This is a genomic window from Mesorhizobium sp. M0518, from assembly GCF_040321125.1.
Classification (GTDB): domain Bacteria; phylum Pseudomonadota; class Alphaproteobacteria; order Rhizobiales; family Rhizobiaceae; genus Mesorhizobium.
Map to the genome: position 1 here is coordinate 234,733 of NZ_JAMYQY010000008.1, position 19,013 is coordinate 253,745.

Annotated in this window: 15 protein-coding genes; 9 read left to right on the plus strand and 6 right to left on the minus strand. The window is 63.5% G+C overall.

Annotated elements, in window-relative coordinates:
- Positions 1-16 precede the first annotated feature (16 nt).
- The 5 genes from NKI66_RS14395 to NKI66_RS14415 form a co-directional block, all read right to left on the minus strand.
- Positions 17-1,531 carry a malonate--CoA ligase gene (locus tag NKI66_RS14395; protein WP_352720939.1) on the minus strand — a complete coding sequence of 505 codons (1,515 nt, stop codon included), beginning with the start codon at positions 1,529-1,531 and terminating at the stop codon, positions 17-19.
- A 177-nt stretch (positions 1,532-1,708) separates the two neighbouring features.
- A complete protein-coding gene (locus NKI66_RS14400) occupies positions 1,709-2,449 on the minus strand; it encodes a GntR family transcriptional regulator (RefSeq protein WP_128305144.1) in 741 nt (246 codons plus the stop codon).
- A gap of 410 nt (positions 2,450-2,859) precedes the next feature.
- Positions 2,860-3,537 (minus strand): ribulose-phosphate 3-epimerase, encoded by a 678-nt coding sequence (gene rpe, locus NKI66_RS14405; protein ID WP_352553280.1) that lies wholly within the window; start codon positions 3,535-3,537, stop codon positions 2,860-2,862.
- Positions 3,538-3,753: 216 nt separating this feature from the next.
- Entirely contained in the window at positions 3,754-7,605 is a 3,852-nt protein-coding gene (locus NKI66_RS14410; RefSeq protein WP_352553282.1) for a DUF7929 domain-containing protein, read from the minus strand.
- Between the two features lie 10 nt (positions 7,606-7,615).
- A complete protein-coding gene (locus tag NKI66_RS14415) occupies positions 7,616-9,601 on the minus strand; it encodes a hypothetical protein (RefSeq protein WP_352720945.1) in 1,986 nt (661 codons plus the stop codon).
- 489 nt (positions 9,602-10,090) lie between these two features.
- On the opposite strand from NKI66_RS14415, the gene dnaK reads away from it, so the two are divergent.
- The 9 genes from dnaK to NKI66_RS14460 all read left to right on the plus strand — a co-directional run bounded on the left by dnaK (position 10,091) and on the right by NKI66_RS14460 (position 17,880).
- The gene (gene dnaK, locus NKI66_RS14420; protein ID WP_023810872.1) at positions 10,091-12,007 is read left to right on the plus strand and encodes a molecular chaperone DnaK; all 1,917 of its coding nucleotides are present in this window, start codon (positions 10,091-10,093) and stop codon (positions 12,005-12,007) included.
- A gap of 211 nt (positions 12,008-12,218) precedes the next feature.
- Positions 12,219-13,349 (plus strand): molecular chaperone DnaJ, encoded by a 1,131-nt coding sequence (gene dnaJ / locus NKI66_RS14425; protein ID WP_023810873.1) that lies wholly within the window; start codon positions 12,219-12,221, stop codon positions 13,347-13,349.
- A 166-nt stretch (positions 13,350-13,515) separates the two neighbouring features.
- The gene (gene pmtA / locus NKI66_RS14430) at positions 13,516-14,121 is read left to right on the plus strand and encodes a phospholipid N-methyltransferase PmtA (protein WP_023810874.1); all 606 of its coding nucleotides are present in this window, start codon (positions 13,516-13,518) and stop codon (positions 14,119-14,121) included.
- Between the two features lie 316 nt (positions 14,122-14,437).
- Positions 14,438-15,034 (plus strand): NADPH-dependent FMN reductase, encoded by a 597-nt coding sequence (locus NKI66_RS14435; RefSeq protein WP_023814188.1) that lies wholly within the window; start codon positions 14,438-14,440, stop codon positions 15,032-15,034.
- An 11-nt stretch (positions 15,035-15,045) separates the two neighbouring features.
- Positions 15,046-15,759: an orotidine-5'-phosphate decarboxylase gene (pyrF, locus tag NKI66_RS14440; RefSeq protein WP_031213922.1), complete on the plus strand. Its 714-nt coding sequence runs from the start codon at positions 15,046-15,048 to the stop codon at positions 15,757-15,759.
- A 32-nt stretch (positions 15,760-15,791) separates the two neighbouring features.
- Positions 15,792-16,079: a DUF1330 domain-containing protein gene (locus NKI66_RS14445; RefSeq protein ID WP_023762651.1), complete on the plus strand. Its 288-nt coding sequence runs from the start codon at positions 15,792-15,794 to the stop codon at positions 16,077-16,079.
- 582 nt (positions 16,080-16,661) lie between these two features.
- On the plus strand, positions 16,662-16,982 hold the full coding sequence (locus NKI66_RS14450) for an ArsR/SmtB family transcription factor (RefSeq protein ID WP_056592605.1): 321 nt from the start codon (positions 16,662-16,664) through the stop codon (positions 16,980-16,982).
- Positions 16,979-17,461: an SRPBCC family protein gene (locus NKI66_RS14455; protein WP_128305149.1), complete on the plus strand. Its 483-nt coding sequence runs from the start codon at positions 16,979-16,981 to the stop codon at positions 17,459-17,461. Before NKI66_RS14450 ends, NKI66_RS14455 begins: the two co-directional genes overlap by 4 nt.
- A gap of 2 nt (positions 17,462-17,463) precedes the next feature.
- A complete protein-coding gene (locus NKI66_RS14460) occupies positions 17,464-17,880 on the plus strand; it encodes a GFA family protein (RefSeq protein WP_128305150.1) in 417 nt (138 codons plus the stop codon).
- Between the two features lie 36 nt (positions 17,881-17,916).
- On the opposite strand, the gene NKI66_RS14465 is transcribed toward NKI66_RS14460, so the two are convergent.
- Positions 17,917-18,984, minus strand: a complete 1,068-nt coding sequence (locus NKI66_RS14465) for a D-alanine--D-alanine ligase family protein (RefSeq protein WP_352752021.1) — start codon at positions 18,982-18,984, stop codon at positions 17,917-17,919.
- Positions 18,985-19,013: the final 29 nt, after the last annotated feature.

The window sequence follows — 19,013 nt, forward strand, 5'->3', positions numbered from 1 at the left end:
CCCTGCCCCAGCGCAACTATGATGCGTATATGTCCTTGTAGGTGTCGCGCAGCAGGTTCTTCTGTACCTTGCCCATGGTGTTGCGCGGCAGTTCATCGACGAAGATCACCCGCTTCGGGTGCTTGTATTTCGCCACCCGCCCGGCGATGGCGCCGAGAATTTCGGCATCGGTGATCGGCGATGACGGCGCACGCACGACGACGGCGGTGACGCCTTCGCCGAAATCCGGATGGGCAACGCCGATGACGGCGCTTTCGCTAACCCCGTCGAGCGCGTCGATCTCGCTTTCGAGTTCCTTCGGATAGATATTGTAGCCGCCCGATATGATCAGGTCCTTGCCGCGGCCGACAATGTGGACGTAGCCGTCGGCGTCGACCATACCGAGATCGCCGGTGATGAAAAAACCGTCGGCGCGGAATTCCGCCTTGGTCTTCTCCGGCATACGCCAATAGCCGCCGAAGACGTTGGGGCCTTTGACCTCGATCATGCCGACCTCACCCTGCGCAAGTGCTGCGCCGCTGTCGGGATCGGCGATGCGAAGCGTGACGCCGGGCAAGGGGAACCCGACCGTACCGGCGCGCCGCTCGCCCTCATAGGGGTTCGAGGTGTTCATGTTGGTCTCGGTCATGCCGTAGCGTTCGAGGATCGCGTGGCCGGTGCGCTCGCGCCAGGCCTTGTGCGTCTCGGCCAAAAGCGGCGCCGAGCCGGAAATGAACACACGGATGTTTTTTGCCGCCTCATGGGCCAGCCCATCCTGCTGCAGCAGGCGCACGTAGAAGGTCGGCACGCCCATCAGGGCCGTGGCACGCGGCATCAGCGAGACGATGCGGGCCGGATCGAACTTCTGCTCGAACAGCATCGAGGCGCCGGCCATCAGGACGACATTGGTGGCGACGAACAGGCCGTGCGTGTGGAAGATCGGCAATGCGTGGATCAGCACGTCGTCTCCAGTGAAACGCCAGTGCTCGACCAGCACGCGCGCGTTCGAAGCAAGGTTCTCGTGGCTGAGCATGGCGCCTTTCGAACGGCCGGTGGTTCCCGACGTGTAGAGGATTGCCGCGAGGTCATCCGACCCGCGCGCCACGTCATGAAAATCCGTCGGCAGCCGCGAGGCCTGGTCGGTCAGCGATCCCCGGCCGTCGCGGCCGAGCGTGACGGTGACGGCGCCCGTCTTTTCCGCCAGCGCGCCGATATCGGCCGCTCTTGCCGGATCGCAGACGACCAGGCGTGGTTCCGCGTCGCCGAAGAAATACTCCAGCTCGGCCAGCGTATAGGCGGTGTTGAGCGGCAGGAAGACGGCGCCGGCTCGCAAGCAGGCGAGATAGAGCATGACCGCTTCCGGGCTCTTCTCGACCTGCACGGCAATGCGGTCACCGGGTTCGACATCCAGTTGCAAGAGCGCATGCGCAAGCTGCGCAGAGCGGGCCAGCATATCGCCATAGGTGAGCAAGCGGCCATCATCGGTCTCCATCAGCAAGCGCGCTGGCGCCGGCATCCGGGACCGGAACGCATCGAACAGATGATTGCTCATGAAGACTTCCTGGGGTGCTACGGCGCTGAGCATGCGCCTGTCGCGGCATGCCTCGGCGGCGAGAGTTCGCGGTTCTTGGCCGCGCCGTCAAGCCCGCCGACAGCAGTTCACGCCAGCCGCTCTCCACGCAGGCTGAGCGCAAGAAACGAGCGCAAGAGACCCGCCAGGAAACGACTGCTATCGCCGAGCGCGTTTGCCGGCGAGTTCCTTCGTTTCGTCGTCCTGCTCGAAGCGCTTCATGCACATGGCGGCAGTCAACCGGTAGTGGTTGAGCAGTGCCTCGACGGCACCGTCGGCATTGCCGTCCAGGGCACATTCGGCGATCAGGCGATGCTCGCCGAAATCGTCGCGCTGGACGCCTTCGCCATCATTGGCCATTTGCCGGTAGCGATAGGCGTGATCGGAGAGCTGGTCGCAAAACCCCACCAGCCATTGCGACCGGCAGGCCGAAATCAGCACCCTGTGAAAGATGCGATGCAGCCTCTCCCAATCGGGATTGAGCGAGACGAGGTTCTGCGGCGAAAAACGTGACGCACGGCCCAGGCGATGCAGCGCCAGCACGAGTTGTTCTTCCCATTCGGCGGTGCGGTGGACGATGGATTCGCGAAGCGCCCGCTCCTCGAGCCAGCAGCGGGTGCGCGTCAGCTCTTCGAGTTCCGGCGCACTGACCGGCATGATGAAGAAGCCGCGCTGGTCGTGCCGGCCGAGAAGTCCTTCCGAGGCGAGGCGATTGAGAGCCTCGCGGACAGGTGAGGCGCCGGCCCCATATTTGGAGACAACCCATTCGACCCGCAGTTTGCTCTCGGTTTCAAGGACACCGCCGAGAAGATCGTCCCGCAATTGCTGATAGACCGTACTGGCAAGCGTGCTCTTCGGTCCCGCAGCGTCGTCGTTCAGATTGGCAGCTCCGTATGTCATAGCGACTCCTTGTCCCCAAGACTTGGCCTGGGCGATTCGAGTCTGAAAGCATCCGCCGTCTCGTACTTGTACCATACAGCGCGAGCATTCGCCTGCTCAAGCAGAAGATCACGTTATTGTACTTTAGCACAAAGGAATATGCGGCATTCCGGAGTGCAATGCTGTAATTCCGCGCATTTTCACAACCTGTGGAAACTTAACATGTTTTGTATGCACGCAGGAGAATCTGTCTTTCTGTTCTTTTGTATGCGCGCGAGATCAACTGTCTGCTTTGGGCATAGGCCGGCGGACCTTGAGACCGAATCAGGCAACCGCTCAGCCCGATGCCGTTACGCATCAGATATTCACAAGCCCCGCCCGGGACCAGAACCTTAGCCGGCATGTCGGGCCGACCGCGGGAACACCGCCGGTCAGCCGGCTGCGTTGTCGGCTGCCGTCCTGATCGCCTGGATGTTCTGGCGATAAGCCTCGACGCTGCCGCCCTTGAAGATGTAGGCGCCCGCCACCAGCACGTCGGCGCCGGCAGCGGTGACCAGCGGCGCGGTTTCGGCTGAAACACCGCCGTCGATCTCGATGCGGATCGGCCGGCCGCCGATCAGGGCCTTGACCCGCTTCACCTTGTCGACAACCGCCGGGATGAAGGCCTGGCCGCCGAAGCCCGGATTGACGGTCATGATCAGGATCAGGTCGAGCCGGTCGAGCACATATTCGACCACGCTTTCCGGCGTCGCCGGATTGAGCGACACACCGGCCTTCTTGCCAAGGTTCCTGATGGTCTGCAGCGAGCGGTCAAGATGCGGGCCGGCCTCGGCATGGACGGTCAAACCGTCGCAGCCGGCCTCGGCGAAAGCGGCCAGATAGGGGTCGGCCGGGGCAATCATCAGATGGCAGTCGAAGAAGGCCTTGGTGCGGTTGCGGATCGCCTTGATCACCGGCGGGCCAAAGGTGATGTTGGGCACGAAATGCCCGTCCATAACATCAAGATGGATCCAGTCGGCGCCGGCCGCCGCCACCGCTTCGACCTCATCGCCGAGTTTGGAAAAATCCGACGCCAGCACCGATGGTGCAATCAGGGTCTTTCTGCTCATGGGTGCGGCCTTTCCGAGTGTCCTTCTCGTTCGGCCACCCTATCGACTGCCTAATGTGCCACAGCCGACTTGTCGAGGGTGCAGGCGCGGGCACCGCGCAGGCTGACGTGCCAGCATCCCCGATCACGTGCGGCCAATTCCCGCTTGCCCCCACAGCTACGAAGAAAAACCCGCCGAATTGCTCCGGCGGGTTTCTGGTCTCGTGTCGAGCAGTGGTTATTGCTGCTGGAGCTTCAGGATTCTGTCTTGAGCCGGATCCTGCCGCTGTTCGACCTGCGGCCTGCTCCGTGGCAGTACCTGCTGCAGCAGCAGGCCGGGGTTGAGCTCCAGCGACGGTTGTCCGCGGACGGGCCGGCAGTTCGGATAGCGCCCGATCGTGCCTTCCGGGCAGCGCCGCCTGATGATCGGCTGGCATTGGCCGTTGATCATCTGCGAGCCCGGTGCGCATTCCACCTCCTGTCTGGGCTTGCGGCATGCGCCGTTGATCACCTGCGTCCCACGCGGGCAGACACACTCGCCGCGCTTGTTGTGGACCTGGCCGCGTATGTCGCATTGCTCCTGCGTCGGCTGCTTGCGCCGGCAGGCATTGCCCCGCACCTCGGTACCCCTCGGGCAGACACAAATGCCGTTGGCGTCGTGGACCTGACCACGGATCGTGCACTGCTCAGGCTTTGGCCGGATCGGACGGCAGGCGCCGTTTCTGACCTCGGTACCCCTTGGGCAGACACAATCGCCATCCGCGTCGTGGATCTGACCACGGATGATGCACTGCTCAGGCTTTGGCCGGATCGGGCGGCAGGCACCATTGCGCACCTCGGTCCCTCTCGGGCAGACGCAGTCTCCATCGGCGTCGTGAACCTGACCACGGATCGTGCACTGCTCAGGCTTTGGCTGGATCGGGCGGCAGGCATTGCCCCTGATCTCGGTTCCCCTGGGGCAGACACAATCGCCATCCGCATTGTGGACCTGGCCACGGATGGTGCACTGCTCGGGCTTGTCGGTCCTGACACATCTGCCGTTCTCGAGCCCGGTTCCGCGTGGGCAGACGCAACGGCCGTCCTCGGTGCGGATCTGGCCTTCGAGCAGCACACAGCGCTTCGGCTGTTCCGGCTTCGGCACGATACCACCGCCCGGCGAGCACTGGCCGTTGCGGTAGGTGGTGCCTTCCGGGCAAACGCAGCGGCCGGCATCGTTCATGACGAAGCCTTGCGAGCATTCCTTCTTCGTCTCCTGGCCAATGGTGAAGGGATGGCAGGCATAGGCCTTGCCGCGATCGCCCTCGATGTTGGCCTGGTCGTCGGAAAGCACGTCGCCACCGCCTTGCACCCGTGTGTCGGGAGAGAGCACGCCGACGCAGTTCTGGCCGCTGACATTGCCCTGCAGATTGGCCAGGCGACCGTCGTCGGGAATGACCACGGTGACATGGTGCACCCGGCTTTCGCCGGCGCCGAGCGACAAATTGGCAATGCAGGACAGTGGCAAGATTGCCGGTTCCGGCGAACAGCCAAAGGGCGGATCGATCGACGTGATCTCAACGCCTTCCAGCCTGCCGAGACCCTCCACGCCGATCGCATCGCCAATGCGGACCGGCCCGGAGAAGGGGGTCGTTCCGTCATTGGTGATGGTGATCTCGAACGAACAGGGTTGGCCGAGCCTGCATTCACGGTCGCCGGTCTTTTCGACACGGATGGTCGAAGAACCGCCGCCCTTGGCGCAGGCCTGGCCAAAGGGATAGACGACGTCGTCGCCCGGTGCCGGCCCATAGGAGCCGCGCGCGCAGTTTTCGAACGCGCCATTGGCCGAGACCGTCACGTCGAAGTGGCGGCTGGTTCCAGGTACCATGACGGCACCGGGAATCTGGCACGACAGCGCGTTGGCCGGAACCGGTCCACACGCCCATTCCGCACCGTCAGGGGTGACGGTTTGGATCTGGACAGGCGCGCCGCCGGCAACCAGCGTGGCGGCATCGTTGACCCGCACCGGGCCGGTGGGGGCAGCGGTGCCAAGGCTGATGACGGTGATGCGGCAAGAGATGACCGCAGCGCCGGCGAGCGAGCCGTTGCACACCTTGGTGATGCGCAAGGTCGGCTTGCCGCCATTGGGATGACGGAAGCGTTCCTTTGCGCAGGCCTTGTTGTTGGTGAGATCGTTTTCACCGGGGATGGGCTTCACCGTCGCGCAATTCTCGACAGTGTCCGACTGGTAGCCGGCCGGCATGACCGCCTTGACGACGATCGGCGTCGAGCCGCCCGGAGGCAGCGAGATGCCCGCATTGTCGCAGCGGAACAGCCCGGGGCCGGTTGGTGCGCAGGTCCATGGCGGGCTCGGGCCGAAGGTCGAGGAGGCTGGCGCGCCGCCGGGATAATTGTCGATGACCGTCAGCGGTCCATTGTAGGTGGCGCTGCCGTTGTTGATGATGTCGATCACGAAGTAGCAGATGCCGTCGGCCGTGCAGACCGGGATACGGGCACGCTTCTTCAGGATCAGGTCGACCTTCTTTTCGACCGGCGGCCGGCAGTCGCGGTCACGGTCGCCACGTCGGCAGACCGGGATCGAGGCACAGCCGCGGTCGTTCGACTGGCTGCCGAACAGTGGCTTGTCGCTGGCGCCGTAATTATAGGTGGCGCAGTTGCGCAAGACGCTGCCTTGCCAGCCTCCGGCCGGCTTGAAGCCGAGCTTGAGGTCGACGGAGGCCCCCGGATTGAGCGTGGTCACCGGATGGGTGCAAATCATAGGGGTGGTGCCGGGTACGCAGACCCAGGGCGGATTGGGCCCTGAATCGAGTGTCGAGCCGGCCGGCAGCGTCACCTCGTCGAGCACGATCTTGCCGTGGTAGGCACTGGTGCCGACATTGGTGACCCTGATGGTGAAGTCGCAGCCGCCGCCCATCGTGCAACGCGTCACGTCGGCGCGTTTCTCAACCTTGAGGTCGGGCTCCTTGTCCTTGGGCGGGCACCTCTGGTCACGCGGGATGACGATGTCGATGGTCTGCGTGCAGCACAGGCCCCAGCCTTCCTTCGGACCGGCATAGGTTTCGATGCCGGTGACGATGAGGTGGATGACGTCGCCGGGCGATGCGCCGACGATCTTCCAGTTGAGCACACCGCCGCCCGCCGGCACCAGTTGCGTGTCGGGGATGATGGTGATGCCTGATGTGGTCGTCGAAACCTGCACCCATTTGCCGCCCATCTCCGGGCCGACCGGCATGTGGTAGATGAAGGCACCGCCGCCGGGCACGCAATCGACCGTGCCGCGTTCCACCTTGAAGCATTCCTTGCCGGGAGGTGGCGGCGGTGGGTTGCACTTGGTGACGTCGATCTTGATCGAGGTCTTCACGCCGGTCTTGAAATCGCCGTCGTCGGGCTTGCTCGGATCCTGCGACGGGATGATGGTCCCGGTGCCCGGTCCGGCGGTCACCTTGATCATCCCCTGGTTGTCGACGATCGTCGGCGCGGGAAATGCCGCATGATCGATCTTGGCCGTGATCTTGAAGTTGATGACGCGCTCGTTGGGAGCGCCGGCGCCGTCGAGATCGGAAGTGGAGATGCGGAAGTCTGAAACAACAGCGGTATCGTTGGGACCCGCCGAGGTGCTGATCGTCGCGCCCGGCAGTGGTCCGCCGGATGAATCCGTGCCGTCGCCGGACACATTGACGTTGACGATCTCAAGGCCGTGCGGAAGCTGGTCCTTGAAGTCGACCCGGACCTTCTTCAGCCTGGCCTCAAGGCTCGGGTCGGCAAGGCCCTGCGGATCGCCGCGCAGGCCGAAGCTCAGCGAATAGACGACGTAGTCGCAGCCTCGTTGAGTGCCTTTCTTGGTGAAGAAGGGCACGACCCGGTCGGGCCTCGGAGTGATGACGCGCGAACTGTCGAGATCGAGCTTCAGCTCCGGGGTGATCGGGGCAGCGCCTTCCGCAAAGCCTTGCACCGGGGTTAGCATGGCGACCGCGATACCGGCCGCCATCAGCCAGCGCGCGCCGCGCCTGGCGTATGACAGGGGTTTCATGATCGTCTCCACGATGGTTTCTTGAGTGTTGGTTGCGAATGGGGAGAGTGCGAGATTTTTCATCTTCCCCTCCTCAACGTTCGCAGCTGACGGCTGGGGTTCGGAGCGGCAAGATCATCTTGCAGCAAGGGTAGTAGCCACCCTTGTCCTTGTCGGACTTCCTGTAGAAGCAAAGTCCAACATCCACTCTGTCGCCCGGATAGTGGCCAGTAATGTCGATCGTGTAAGGCTGGCCGGGCGCATGCGACTGGGATGATGTCACCCCGACGCCTGGCGTCCTGGACTTTGTCTCATTCGAAGGTTGGGCCTTTATCGAATCGCCGCCGAAGCCGGCACGGTCATGGAGATAGAGATCGGCCTGGAGGCCGCGAGGCGTACAGTAATACCTGATATCCTCGACATCGATGCACGGAGGCAGATTGCCGGGCGGTGGGAAGTCCGGCGGGTAGAAGGGGGGCAGGTAGCCGCCCGGGATTTCTTCATAATAGCCGGCGCGGCCCTCGCAAGGATGCCAGACGGCAACGTCGCCGACATGACCCTCGACCGCCGGGTCTTCGAAATAGCCGTCGAAGTCGACGAACCAGGAGCCGAAGGGCGGCACATTGGCCGGCTTGACCAGCTCTTTCGGCGTGATCTGCACGCCGTGCACGGCGAGCGGCCCGCCGGCGGCGAGCTGTTCGGCGAGAGCCGGATTGTCGCGCAATTTGTCGCCGGTGTTGACCAGCGTCTGCGTGCAGACCGATGTGTCGAGAGTGCCGTCGGAATCATAGCCATACTGCAGGTCGAGACCGCCGGCCGACTGCCGGTTGCCCTGCGGGAAGCCGACCGCATATTCCTGCGGCACTTCGACCCAGACCGATTCCGTTTCCGGATCGTCCGGGTTCTCTCTGAAGTAGCGGATGACCTCGCCCTTGCCGGAATCGGCGAACTGGCTGTAATCGTAGCGGTTCTCGACCGGGCCGCGCTGGGCCAGGTACATGAAGCCGCTGTTGTCGAAGGCGATGTCGGTGACGGCGTAGTCCTTGTCGGCCTTGACCGTCAGTTCCCAACGCGGGTCGCCGGCAAAACTGCCGTTGCGGGCAATGCCCACCGACCAGATTTCAGACTTTTCACCGACCGAATAATAAAGCCGGCCGCCATGATAGGAGACGGCCCAGATGCGGCGCTCGTCCTGCGTGTAGCCCCAGCTGTCGGGGTCTTCGCTGTCGAAAGCCGCACCCTGTATGTCCATCACCGAACCATCGTCGGCGATCGGAGCTAGCCCATGCGCCGGGCGCCCGGCAACGCCGTGGTCGAAGCTGTCGATCAGCGTACCGGTGGCATCGATGCGATGGATCAGGCCGGTGTCGAGATCGGAAGCGAAGAACTGGCGATGAGCGGCGTCGAAGGTGAGATTGCCGATACCGGGACCGCTGTTGGTGTCGATGTCGGCAAACTTGGAGACCTGGCCGGTGATGCCGTCGATTTTCCAGATGGTGCCCGGCCCGCCACCGTTTTCGGTGCCGAACTGGCCGTCCATGAAGGTGGCGCCGGCCGCGCCGCGGCGTTGCCGCTCGGGGCGGCCGTCATCATCGGCGTCAAGGGTGACGATACGGATGCCGTGCAGCGAGGTGGCGCCGGCATAGAGATTGGGAATGCCCGATGGAACGCCGTCGCGCACGCCGTCATCATAGGTGACGCCGAACACCTGGCCGATCTGCTCCGCCGTCACCTCGAGGGGCGGCGGGGTGTTGACCAGTTGCCCGGAGGCCGGGCCGCCCAGATGCGAGACGTCGAACACGCGCAAGGTGGCGCGCGTGGTGTCGATGAAGGTTTCGTCGACCGGATCGACGCCGGGCGGCAGGCCCCCTTTTTCGGAATCAGGGGGGTCGAAATTGGGAATGACGGTGCCGGAAAACCCGGTCACCGCCATCGAACCGGGATAGATGATCCGGGTTTCCTGCGCCTGGGCGGCGCCCAGCCACAGGCCGAGTGCCAGCGCCAGCAACCCGCCTGGATGCACAGCGCGGCGCAAGCCGCCATCAAGAGACGACACGAACGAGCCGCGGATGCGAGACATGACACTACCCCCCGTAGTCGACGGGAGAACGTCGGGTCTGGCCGCGCAAATCAGGGCAAGGCGCGGCGGTCCGGCTCGTTCTTCCCTGATCGAATTGTCTGCTTTCCTCAAAATCACGATACGCCTGCTCTTACGCAGGGTCAACGGAATCAGCGGGAAGCCCAGCGCATCGACCTCGTCCCGAAGGCGTTGGTCGCGCCGAGCTCCTGTTGTTCCCGGAGACCGCAGAGCCTCTGGGTTATTGGTCATGGGGGCTTCCTTTCCGGGCCGCACCATGCGGCACCTGGAGATCAGTCGCGGGCGGAGGTGGAAAGGTTCATGGAAGCCTTGCGCAGAATGCTTGCGCGCGATGCCGCCTGTTCTTATATACGCGCCAAGCCGTTCGGCGCCGGAATGCCGGTTGCCGGAACGGGATTTCTTGTGAACAGGGGCTTTCGTCGGAACGCCTGTACGGGTCCTGAGAGCCTGCTTAGCGGAGAGACTAGAAAAATGGCAAAAGTAATCGGTATCGATCTCGGCACCACCAACTCCTGCATCGCCATCATGGATGGCAAGGAGCCGAAGGTAATCGAGAATGCGGAAGGCGCGCGCACGACGCCTTCCATCGTCGCCATCTCGGGCGACGACGAACGTCTGGTCGGCCAGCCGGCCAAGCGCCAGGCGGTCACCAATCCTGAAAACACCATCTTCGCGGTCAAGCGCCTGATCGGCCGCCGCTATGACGATCCGGTGACGGAGAAGGACAAGAAGCTTGTCCCCTACAAGATCGTCAAGGGCGACAATGGCGATGCCTGGGTCGAGGCCGGCGGCAGGAAGCAGTCGCCCTCGCAGATTTCGGCCATGATCCTGCAGAAGATGAAGGAGACGGCGGAAGCCTATCTCGGCGAAAAGGTCGAGAAGGCGGTCATCACCGTTCCAGCCTATTTCAACGACGCCCAGCGCCAGGCGACCAAGGACGCCGGCAAGATCGCCGGCCTCGAAGTGCTGCGCATCATCAACGAGCCGACCGCGGCAGCGCTTGCCTATGGCCTCGACAAGAAGGAAGGCAAGACCATTGCCGTCTATGACCTTGGCGGCGGCACGTTCGATATTTCGGTGCTCGAAATCGGCGACGGCGTGTTCGAGGTCAAGTCGACCAATGGCGACACCTTCCTCGGCGGCGAGGATTTCGATATGCGCCTGGTCGAATACCTGGCGGCCGAGTTCAAGAAGGAACAGGGTATCGACCTGAAGAACGACAAGCTTGCCCTGCAGCGCCTCAAGGAGGCGGCTGAAAAGGCCAAGATCGAGCTGTCGTCGACCACCCAGACCGAGATCAACCTGCCCTTCATCACCGCCGACGCGACCGGGCCGAAGCACCTGACGCTGAAGCTGACGCGCGCCAAGTTCGAGCAGCTGGTCGACGACCTGGTCCAGCGCACGATTGCCCCTTGCAAGGCGGCGCTCAAGGATGCCGGCCTGAAGGCCGGCGAGATCGACGAAGTCGTCCTGGTCGGCGGCATGACCCGCATGCCCAAGATCCAGGAGATCGTGAAGCAGTTCTTCGGCAAGGAGCCGCACAAGGGCGTCAATCCGGATGAAGTCGTTGCTCTCGGCGCCGCCATCCAGGCCGGCGTGCTGCAGGGCGACGTCAAGGACGTGCTGTTGCTCGACGTGACGCCGCTGTCGCTCGGCATCGAGACGCTGGGTGGCGTGTTCACCCGCCTGATCGAGCGCAACACGACGATCCCGACCAAGAAGAGTCAGGTGTTCTCGACGGCCGAGGACTCACAGTCGGCCGTGACCATCCGGGTCTTCCAGGGTGAGCGTGAAATGGCCGCCGACAACAAGGCGCTCGGCCAGTTCGACCTGGTCGGCATTCCGCCGGCGCCGCGCGGCGTGCCGCAGATCGAGGTCACCTTCGATATCGACGCCAACGGCATCGTCAACGTTTCGGCCAAGGACAAGGGCACCGGCAAGGAGCACCAGATCCGCATCCAGGCATCGGGCGGTCTTTCGGACGCCGACATCGAGAAGATGGTCAAGGACGCCGAGGCCAATGCCGAGACCGACAAGAAGCGGCGTGCGCTGGTCGAGGCCCGCAACCAGGCCGAAGCGCTGCTGCATTCCTCGGAGAAGTCACTGAAGGAATATGGCGACAAGGTTTCGGAAGGCGAGCGCACGGCGATCTCCGACGCGATCGCGGCGCTTAAGACCGCGACCGAAGGCGACGACCCGGCCGACATCGAAGCCAAGAGCCAGGCGCTTGCCGAGGCTTCGATGAAGCTTGGCCAGGCCATGTACGAGGCTTCGCAGAAGGAAGCGGCGGAAGCCGACGCCAAGGCGGACGCCGCCAAGGACAGTGACGTTGTGGACGCCGATTTCGAGGAAATCGACGAGGACGACGACAAGAAGAAGTCGGCCTGAACCGTTTGACGGCAAGATAAAGCGAAAAGCCCGGCGAAGGCCGGGCTTTTTGCAACCCCTTGCAGAAAAACAGCGGGCCTTGCTGAAAAAATGCAGGCAAAGCCGCGTCGACACTGGCATCCCCCTTCCATCGCACCTAAATCGAAGCGTCAGTGCCGGCAAGAGACGCAACAATGCTTCAAGACGTTGAGCATCCGGACAGCGGGAAAAAATGAAAGCTGATTTCTACGAGACGCTGGGCGTCCAAAAAGGCGCCGACGAGAAGGAGCTCAAGAGCGCTTTTCGCAAGCTCGCGATGCAGTTCCATCCCGACCGCAACCCCGGCGATCATTCCTGCGAGCACAAGTTCAAGGAAATCAACGAAGCCTACGAGACGCTGAAAGACCCGCAGAAGCGCGCGGCCTATGACCGCTTCGGCCACGCCGCCTTCGAACAGGGCGGCATGAATGGCGGCGCGCAAGGTTTCGGCGCCGGCGGTTTCGCCGATATCTTCGAGGACATTTTCGGCGACATGATGGGCGGGCGCCAGCGCCGCTCGTCGGGCGGCCGCGAGCGCGGCGCCGACCTGCGTTATAACATGGAAATCACCCTGGAAGAGGCTTTTGCCGGCAAGACCGCGCAGATCCGGGTGCCGGCGTCGATCTCCTGCTCCGAATGTTCGGGCAGCGGCGCCAAGCCCGGCACCCAGCCCGTCACCTGCTCGATGTGCAACGGCCACGGCAAGGTGCGCGCCACGCAAGGGTTCTTTTCGATCGAGCGGACCTGCCCGCAATGCCAGGGGCGCGGCCAGACGATCAAGGATCCGTGCCCGAAATGCGCCGGCCAGGGCCGCGTCACCGAGGAGCGTTCGCTGTCGGTCAACATCCCGGCCGGCATCGAGGACGGCACCCGCATCCGCCTTGCCAATGAGGGCGAAGCCGGCCTGCGCGGCGGGCCCTCGGGCGACCTCTATATTTTCCTGGCGGTCAAACCGCACGAGTTCTTTCAGCGCGACGGCGCCGATCTCTATTGCAAGGTGCCGATCTCGATGACCACGGCCGCCCTTGGCGGCTCCTTCGAGGTGACGACGCTGGACGGGACGCAGACCAAGGTCAAGGTGACCGAAGGCACGCAGAACGGGCGCCAGTTCCGCCTCAAGGGCAAGGGCATGCCTGTGCTGCGCCAGCCCAATATCGGCGACCTCTACATCCAGACCGCGGTCGAGACGCCGCAGAACCTCACCCGCCGCCAGCGCGAACTGCTGGAGGAGTTCGAACAGCTCTCCTCGCAGGACAATTCGCCACAATCGAGCGGCTTTTTCGCCCGCATGAAGGATTTCTTCGAGTCGTTCGGCGAACGTTGATGCACTTTGGCCCGCCTAAGCCGATTTGCAACGCGTAAATCCTTGAATCTCGTCACCCCTTGAGACGCGACGAAAATTATCTTATCCACGACATGCGTCCGGCCGCGCCTTGCCTAGCACCGCTCAGGTGCTAAGTAACTTGCGGGGAGCGCTGAGGAGAGCTTGCATGACACGTGGCCCTGGACTGCGGAAGGCGCTTGTCGAAAAGTTCGACGACGAACTCAAATTCTTCAAGGGCTGGATCGACAAGCCGAAGGCGGTTGGTTCGATCGTGCCGACCAGTTCGGTCACCGCGCGCAAGATGGCCTCGATCGTCAATCCTAAATCCGGCCTGCCGGTGCTTGAGGTCGGTCCCGGTACCGGCGTAATCACCCGCGCTATCCTGGCCCAGGGCGTGCGGCCCGAAAACCTCTACGCGGTCGAGTATTCCGCGGATTTCGTTCGTCATCTGCGGCGGCTTTATCCCGGCGTCAACGTCATCGAGGGCGACGCCTTCAACCTCAACGCCACGCTTGGCGACAAGAGCGGGATGATCTTCGATTCCGTCGTTTCCGGCGTGCCGCTGCTCAACTTCCCGGTCGCCCAGCGCATTGCCTATATCGAAAGCCTGCTCGACCGCATCCCGGCCGGACGGCCGATCGTGCAGTTGACCTACGGCCCGATGTCGCCGATCCCGGCCGGCCGTGGCAATTATACGGTCAAGCATTTCGATTTCATCCTCCGCAACATCCCGCCGACCCAGCTGTGGATCTACCGCCGCGAAGCGCATTAATTTCTCGGCGCAGGGTTGTTCGCGGATCGCCAGTGCTCACCGCATACCTTGGCGATGGCGGGAACGTCCCTCGCTTCGTCATCCACGGGCGGAGCAAGGAGCGCAGCGACGCAGCGCAGACCCGAGGATCCATGCCGCGACTTCCGAGCGCCGCTACGGCGCAGAATTCTGTTCCGCTGCACTCCTGGATAGCTGTCACGGAATGGATTCCAGGGTCTCCACGACGGAGCTTCGCTCCTGCTTCGCCCAAGGATGACGAAGTTGGCGTTGATTTGCTCGATCCTTGGCTGTACCTGTCCGGGAACAAGGGTGGCCAATGGCAGTGATCCCGAAAATCCTCGTCTTCGCCGGCTCGGTTCGCAGCGGCGCCTATAGCGGCAGGACCGCCGACGTGGCGCAGAAGGAACTCGCCATGCAGGGCGCCGAGGTGACCCGCATCTCGCTTGCCGACTACCCCCTGCCGATCATGGACGAGGATTTGGAAAAGGAAAAAGGCGTTCCTGAAAACGCCCAGAAACTTGGCCGTCTGGTGATCGCCCATGACGGGCTGCTGATCGCCACGCCCGAATATAATGGCTCCATTCCGCCGCTGCTCAAGAACACGATCGACTGGGTGAGCCGGGTGCGCAGGGATGGCGGCCGGCCGGTGAGGCCGCTGGCCGGCAAGGTCGCCGGCCTCTGTTCGTCCTCCAGCGGGCACTTTGCCGGCATCCGCTGCATCAACCATCTGCGCGCGGTGCTGGTGCGCTGCCAGATGGAGGTGGTGACGCCGGAATGCTCGGTGCCCGACGGCGGCGGCGCCTTCGACGAGGATGGAAACTTCCGTGACGAAAGACTGCACAAATCGATGGAGCACCTATGCCGCACCCTGATCGAAACCTCGCGCATGCTGTCCACCCGGATCGAGGCGTGATCGCAACGACGATGCAGGCACAATCCATACAGGCACGATCCATGCAGGAAAGACTGATAGTCGGCCTCGATGTCCCGACCGTGAGGGAGGCCGAGCAGGCGGTGCGCGAACTCGACGGCGTCGTCTCCTTCTACAAGATCGGCTACCAGCTTGCCTTCGCCGGCGGGCTCGATTTCGCCAGGGAACTGGCCAGCGGCGGCACCAAGGTTTTCCTCGACATGAAGCTGCTCGACATCGACCACACGGTGGCCAAGGGCGTCGAGAACATCGTCAAGATGGGCATGACCATGCTGACCATCCACGCCTACCCGAAGGCTATGCAGGCCGCCGTAGAGGCGGCCAGAGGCAGCGATCTTTGCCTGCTTGCGGTCAGCGTGCTGACCTCGATGGACGAGCAGGACATGATCGACGTCGGCTATGAGTACGACCCGCATACGCTGGTGCTGCGGCGCTCGGAACAGGCGCTGCATGCCGGCATGGGGGGCATCGTCTGCTCGGCCGCGGAAGCCGAAGCGGTGCGCCGCATCGTCGGCCCCGACATGGCGGTGGTGACGCCCGGCATCCGGCCGGCGGGCAGCGATCATGGCGACCAGAAGCGCGTGGTGACGCCGGGCCAGGCGATCCGCAACGGCGCCAGCCACCTCGTCGTCGGCAGGCCTATCATTGCTGCGGCCAACAAACGGGAAGCGGCCGAAGCCATCCTCGACGAGATGCGCTCGGCCTGAGATTTCCAAGAACAAGTTCGGAGACCAAGAAAATGCCCAAGGGATACTGGATCGCCCGTGTCGATGTGCGCGACGCGGAAGGCTACAAGGACTACGTCGCCGCCGCCAAGCCTGCCTTCGAGCGCTTCGGCGCGAAGTTTCTGGCGCGCGGCGGAGAGCATGAAAAGGCCGAAGGCCCCGGCCGGGCACGCAATGTCATCATAGAGTTCGAATCGCTCGCCGCCGCGCATGATTGCTACCATTCGCCGGAATACCAGCGCGCCGTCGCCATCCGTCAGAAGGTCGCCGACGGCGAGATCGTTCTGGTCGAGGGCGCCTAAAATCCGCCTCGAGCAGTTTTGACGAATCGCGGGTGTGACGGACGGCATACCTTGGCGATTGCCGCAAACGCCCAGCGCCTTCGTCATCCACGGGCGAAGCAAGGAGCGTAGCGACGCAGCGCAGACCCGAGGATCCATGCCGCGACTTCAAAGCGTTGCAGCGGTGTAGAATTCTGCTCCGCTGCATTCTTCGGCCAAGGTCGCGGCATGGATCCCAGAGTCTCCGCGACGGAGCTTCGCTCCTGCTTCGCCCTAGGATGACGAAGTTGGGAGGCTTCGGCCAATCTCGAACGCTTAGGATGGTCCACCAACGAACGATGAAATCTCGGCCGTCGATAGGCATCCTGTCAAATCCCTGCTGCAGCGCTAGTAGCAGGACTTCAGACGAAATCCTGCAGGTTTACGTCCGCAGTTTGGCGCCGCTAAGCAGGGCTCCGACATCAGGTACATGGCCGGGGCGGCCCATCGCGCAATCAACGTCCGAGTCCGAATAGCCGCATCCAGTCTTGCGATGCGGGGCGAACTGTAGGTTGACATGCAGGTATTTACCTGCATATTATGCCTTACAACAGAGTGAGGCAGATGGACGCCGACAAGGTTTTCAAAGCGCTGGGCGACCCGACACGCAGAAGGCTGCTTGACCTTCTGTGCGAGCAGAACGGGCAGACGCTCGGTCAGCTTTGCGAAAACCTGGACATGGCCAGGCAATCCGCCACCCAGCACCTCGATCTGCTGGAGGCGGCCAATCTGGTGAGCACGGTCAAGCGCGGCCGCGAAAAGCTGCATTTCATCAATCCCGTGCCCTTGCACGAAGTCTACGAGCGCTGGGTACGGAAATTCGAACGGCAGCGGCTCAGCCTGTTGCACGACCTGAAGCAAGAACTCGAAGGAGAAGACCAATGACCAGGGAAACGACCAGCTTTGTCTACGTGACCTATATCCGCTCGACGCCGCAGAAGGTGTTCGAGGCCATAATCAAGCCCGATGTCGCAAAGCGCTACTGGGGTCACGAGAACGTCTCCGAATGGACGCCGGGCTCGAAATGGGAGCATATCCGCGCCAATGACGAACGGACCGTCGAACTCGTCGGCAATGTCGTCGAGGTTTCGCCGCCGACCCGCCTCGTCATCACCTGGGCGAACGCTTCGCAGGCCGACGATCCGTCAAAAACGAGCCGGGTGACGTTCGCCATCGAGGAATACGACACCATGGTGCGGCTGACCGTCAGCCATGACGAACTCGAAGCCGGCAGCGGCATGGCGAAAGGCGTCAGCCAGGGCTGGCCGGCGGTGCTGTCGAGCATGAAATCCTTCCTCGAAACCGGCAGCGGCATCGACATTTTCGCCAAGCCGAAATCAGCCCTGATCGCCGCGGGAGAATAACGATGACCAAGCGCTATACCGGCGGCTGCGCATGCGGCGCGATCCGTTACGAAACCAATGACGAGCCGATCTTCCAGAACCACTGCCAGTGCAGCGATTGCCAGAAGCGCTCAGGCACCGGCCACGGATCCTACCTGACCTTCGGCCAGCGCACCGATATGGCAATTACCGGGGAGGTGAGCACCTGGCGCGTGGCGGGCGCCAGCGGCAATGAAAAAATCCACACCTTCTGTCCAACCTGCGGAACGCCGGTCTTTTTGATATCCGTCGCCATGCCGGAATTCATAGCGGTCCACGCGGCCAGCCTCGACGATCCGGAACAGTTCAGCCCGCAGATGGTGACCTACACGAGCCACGGCCATGCCTGGGACAAGATGGATCCGTCCTTGCAGGCGGCCGAGCGAATGCCTGGCGGGTAGCGTCTGCTGGTTAGCTCGCCGACACAAGGCGCACAGCTATCGGTCGACACCGGTCAGCCGGCTGGCCGCAGTTTCGGCCATGGCGCCGGCCAGATCGAGGCCCCATTGCTGGCGGCAATAGGCGCGAAAATCGAAGCAGGGCAGGCCGGGGCAAACCTCGAACTCGATGAGGTGGACGGTGTCGTCGGCCTCGACCCTGAGATCGATGGAAAACACATCGCGCAGGCCGAGCCCGCTCATCAGCCGCCCGGCGATCGCACGTATCGTGGCGTCGGCGGCCGGCTGGCTGTCGGCAACCGCAACGAGCTCCGGTTCGGCGTAATGTCCCTCCGCCTTCGCTGCCTCGCCGGTGTCGCCGTAGAGCGCCAGGCTGTCCGCCATGGTCTGGAAATCGGCGCCTGAATCGACAAAAGCCACGCCAAGCGCTTCGACCCCGGCGCCTGGCACCAGGCCGAGGAAACTGGCGCGCACGTTGCGGCCGGCGACATAGGGCTGGACGACGACATCGTCGCGATAGGCCGAAAAGACGCGCCGGCTGAGTTCCAAAGCGTGGGCGAGATCGCAACAGCGCGAATCCGGCCAGATGCCGATCTTGGCGCCGAGCCGGTTGGGCTTGACGAACCAGCCGGCGGGCGAGGCCGGCGGCTCGACCAGCCATTGGCCGTCGCGCGCAAGCCCGGCCTGCGGCACCGGCAGGCCGAGTGCGCCGAGCACGGCGCCGGAGCGGAACTTGTCCTGGCAGAGTGCGAACAGCGCATCATCTGCGCCGATCGTCTTGAAACCGCCCAATCGCGCCAGAGCGGGCGCCGCGCCGCCGCGAAAATAGGCGATGCCGTCGGTCAGCGTCCAGACCAGCGTTGTGCTGGGATGCTCGCCGGCGAGCACGCCGGTGGCCTCGTCCAGCGCCACCGGCGTGAACGACAGGCCGCGTGCCTGGCAGGCACGGCCAAGCACGTCGAATTCGGGGGCGAGGTCGGTCGACTGCGCCAGATAGGACGCGATTTCGCCGGCGCGCTGCGGTGCATGACCGTCGGCGACCAGACGGTCCAGGCAGGCCTTTTCCGGCTCATGGACGAGGATCAGTTTCGGCTTGCGGCTGGGCATGAGATGACGATCCCCGGCAGTAGGATCGC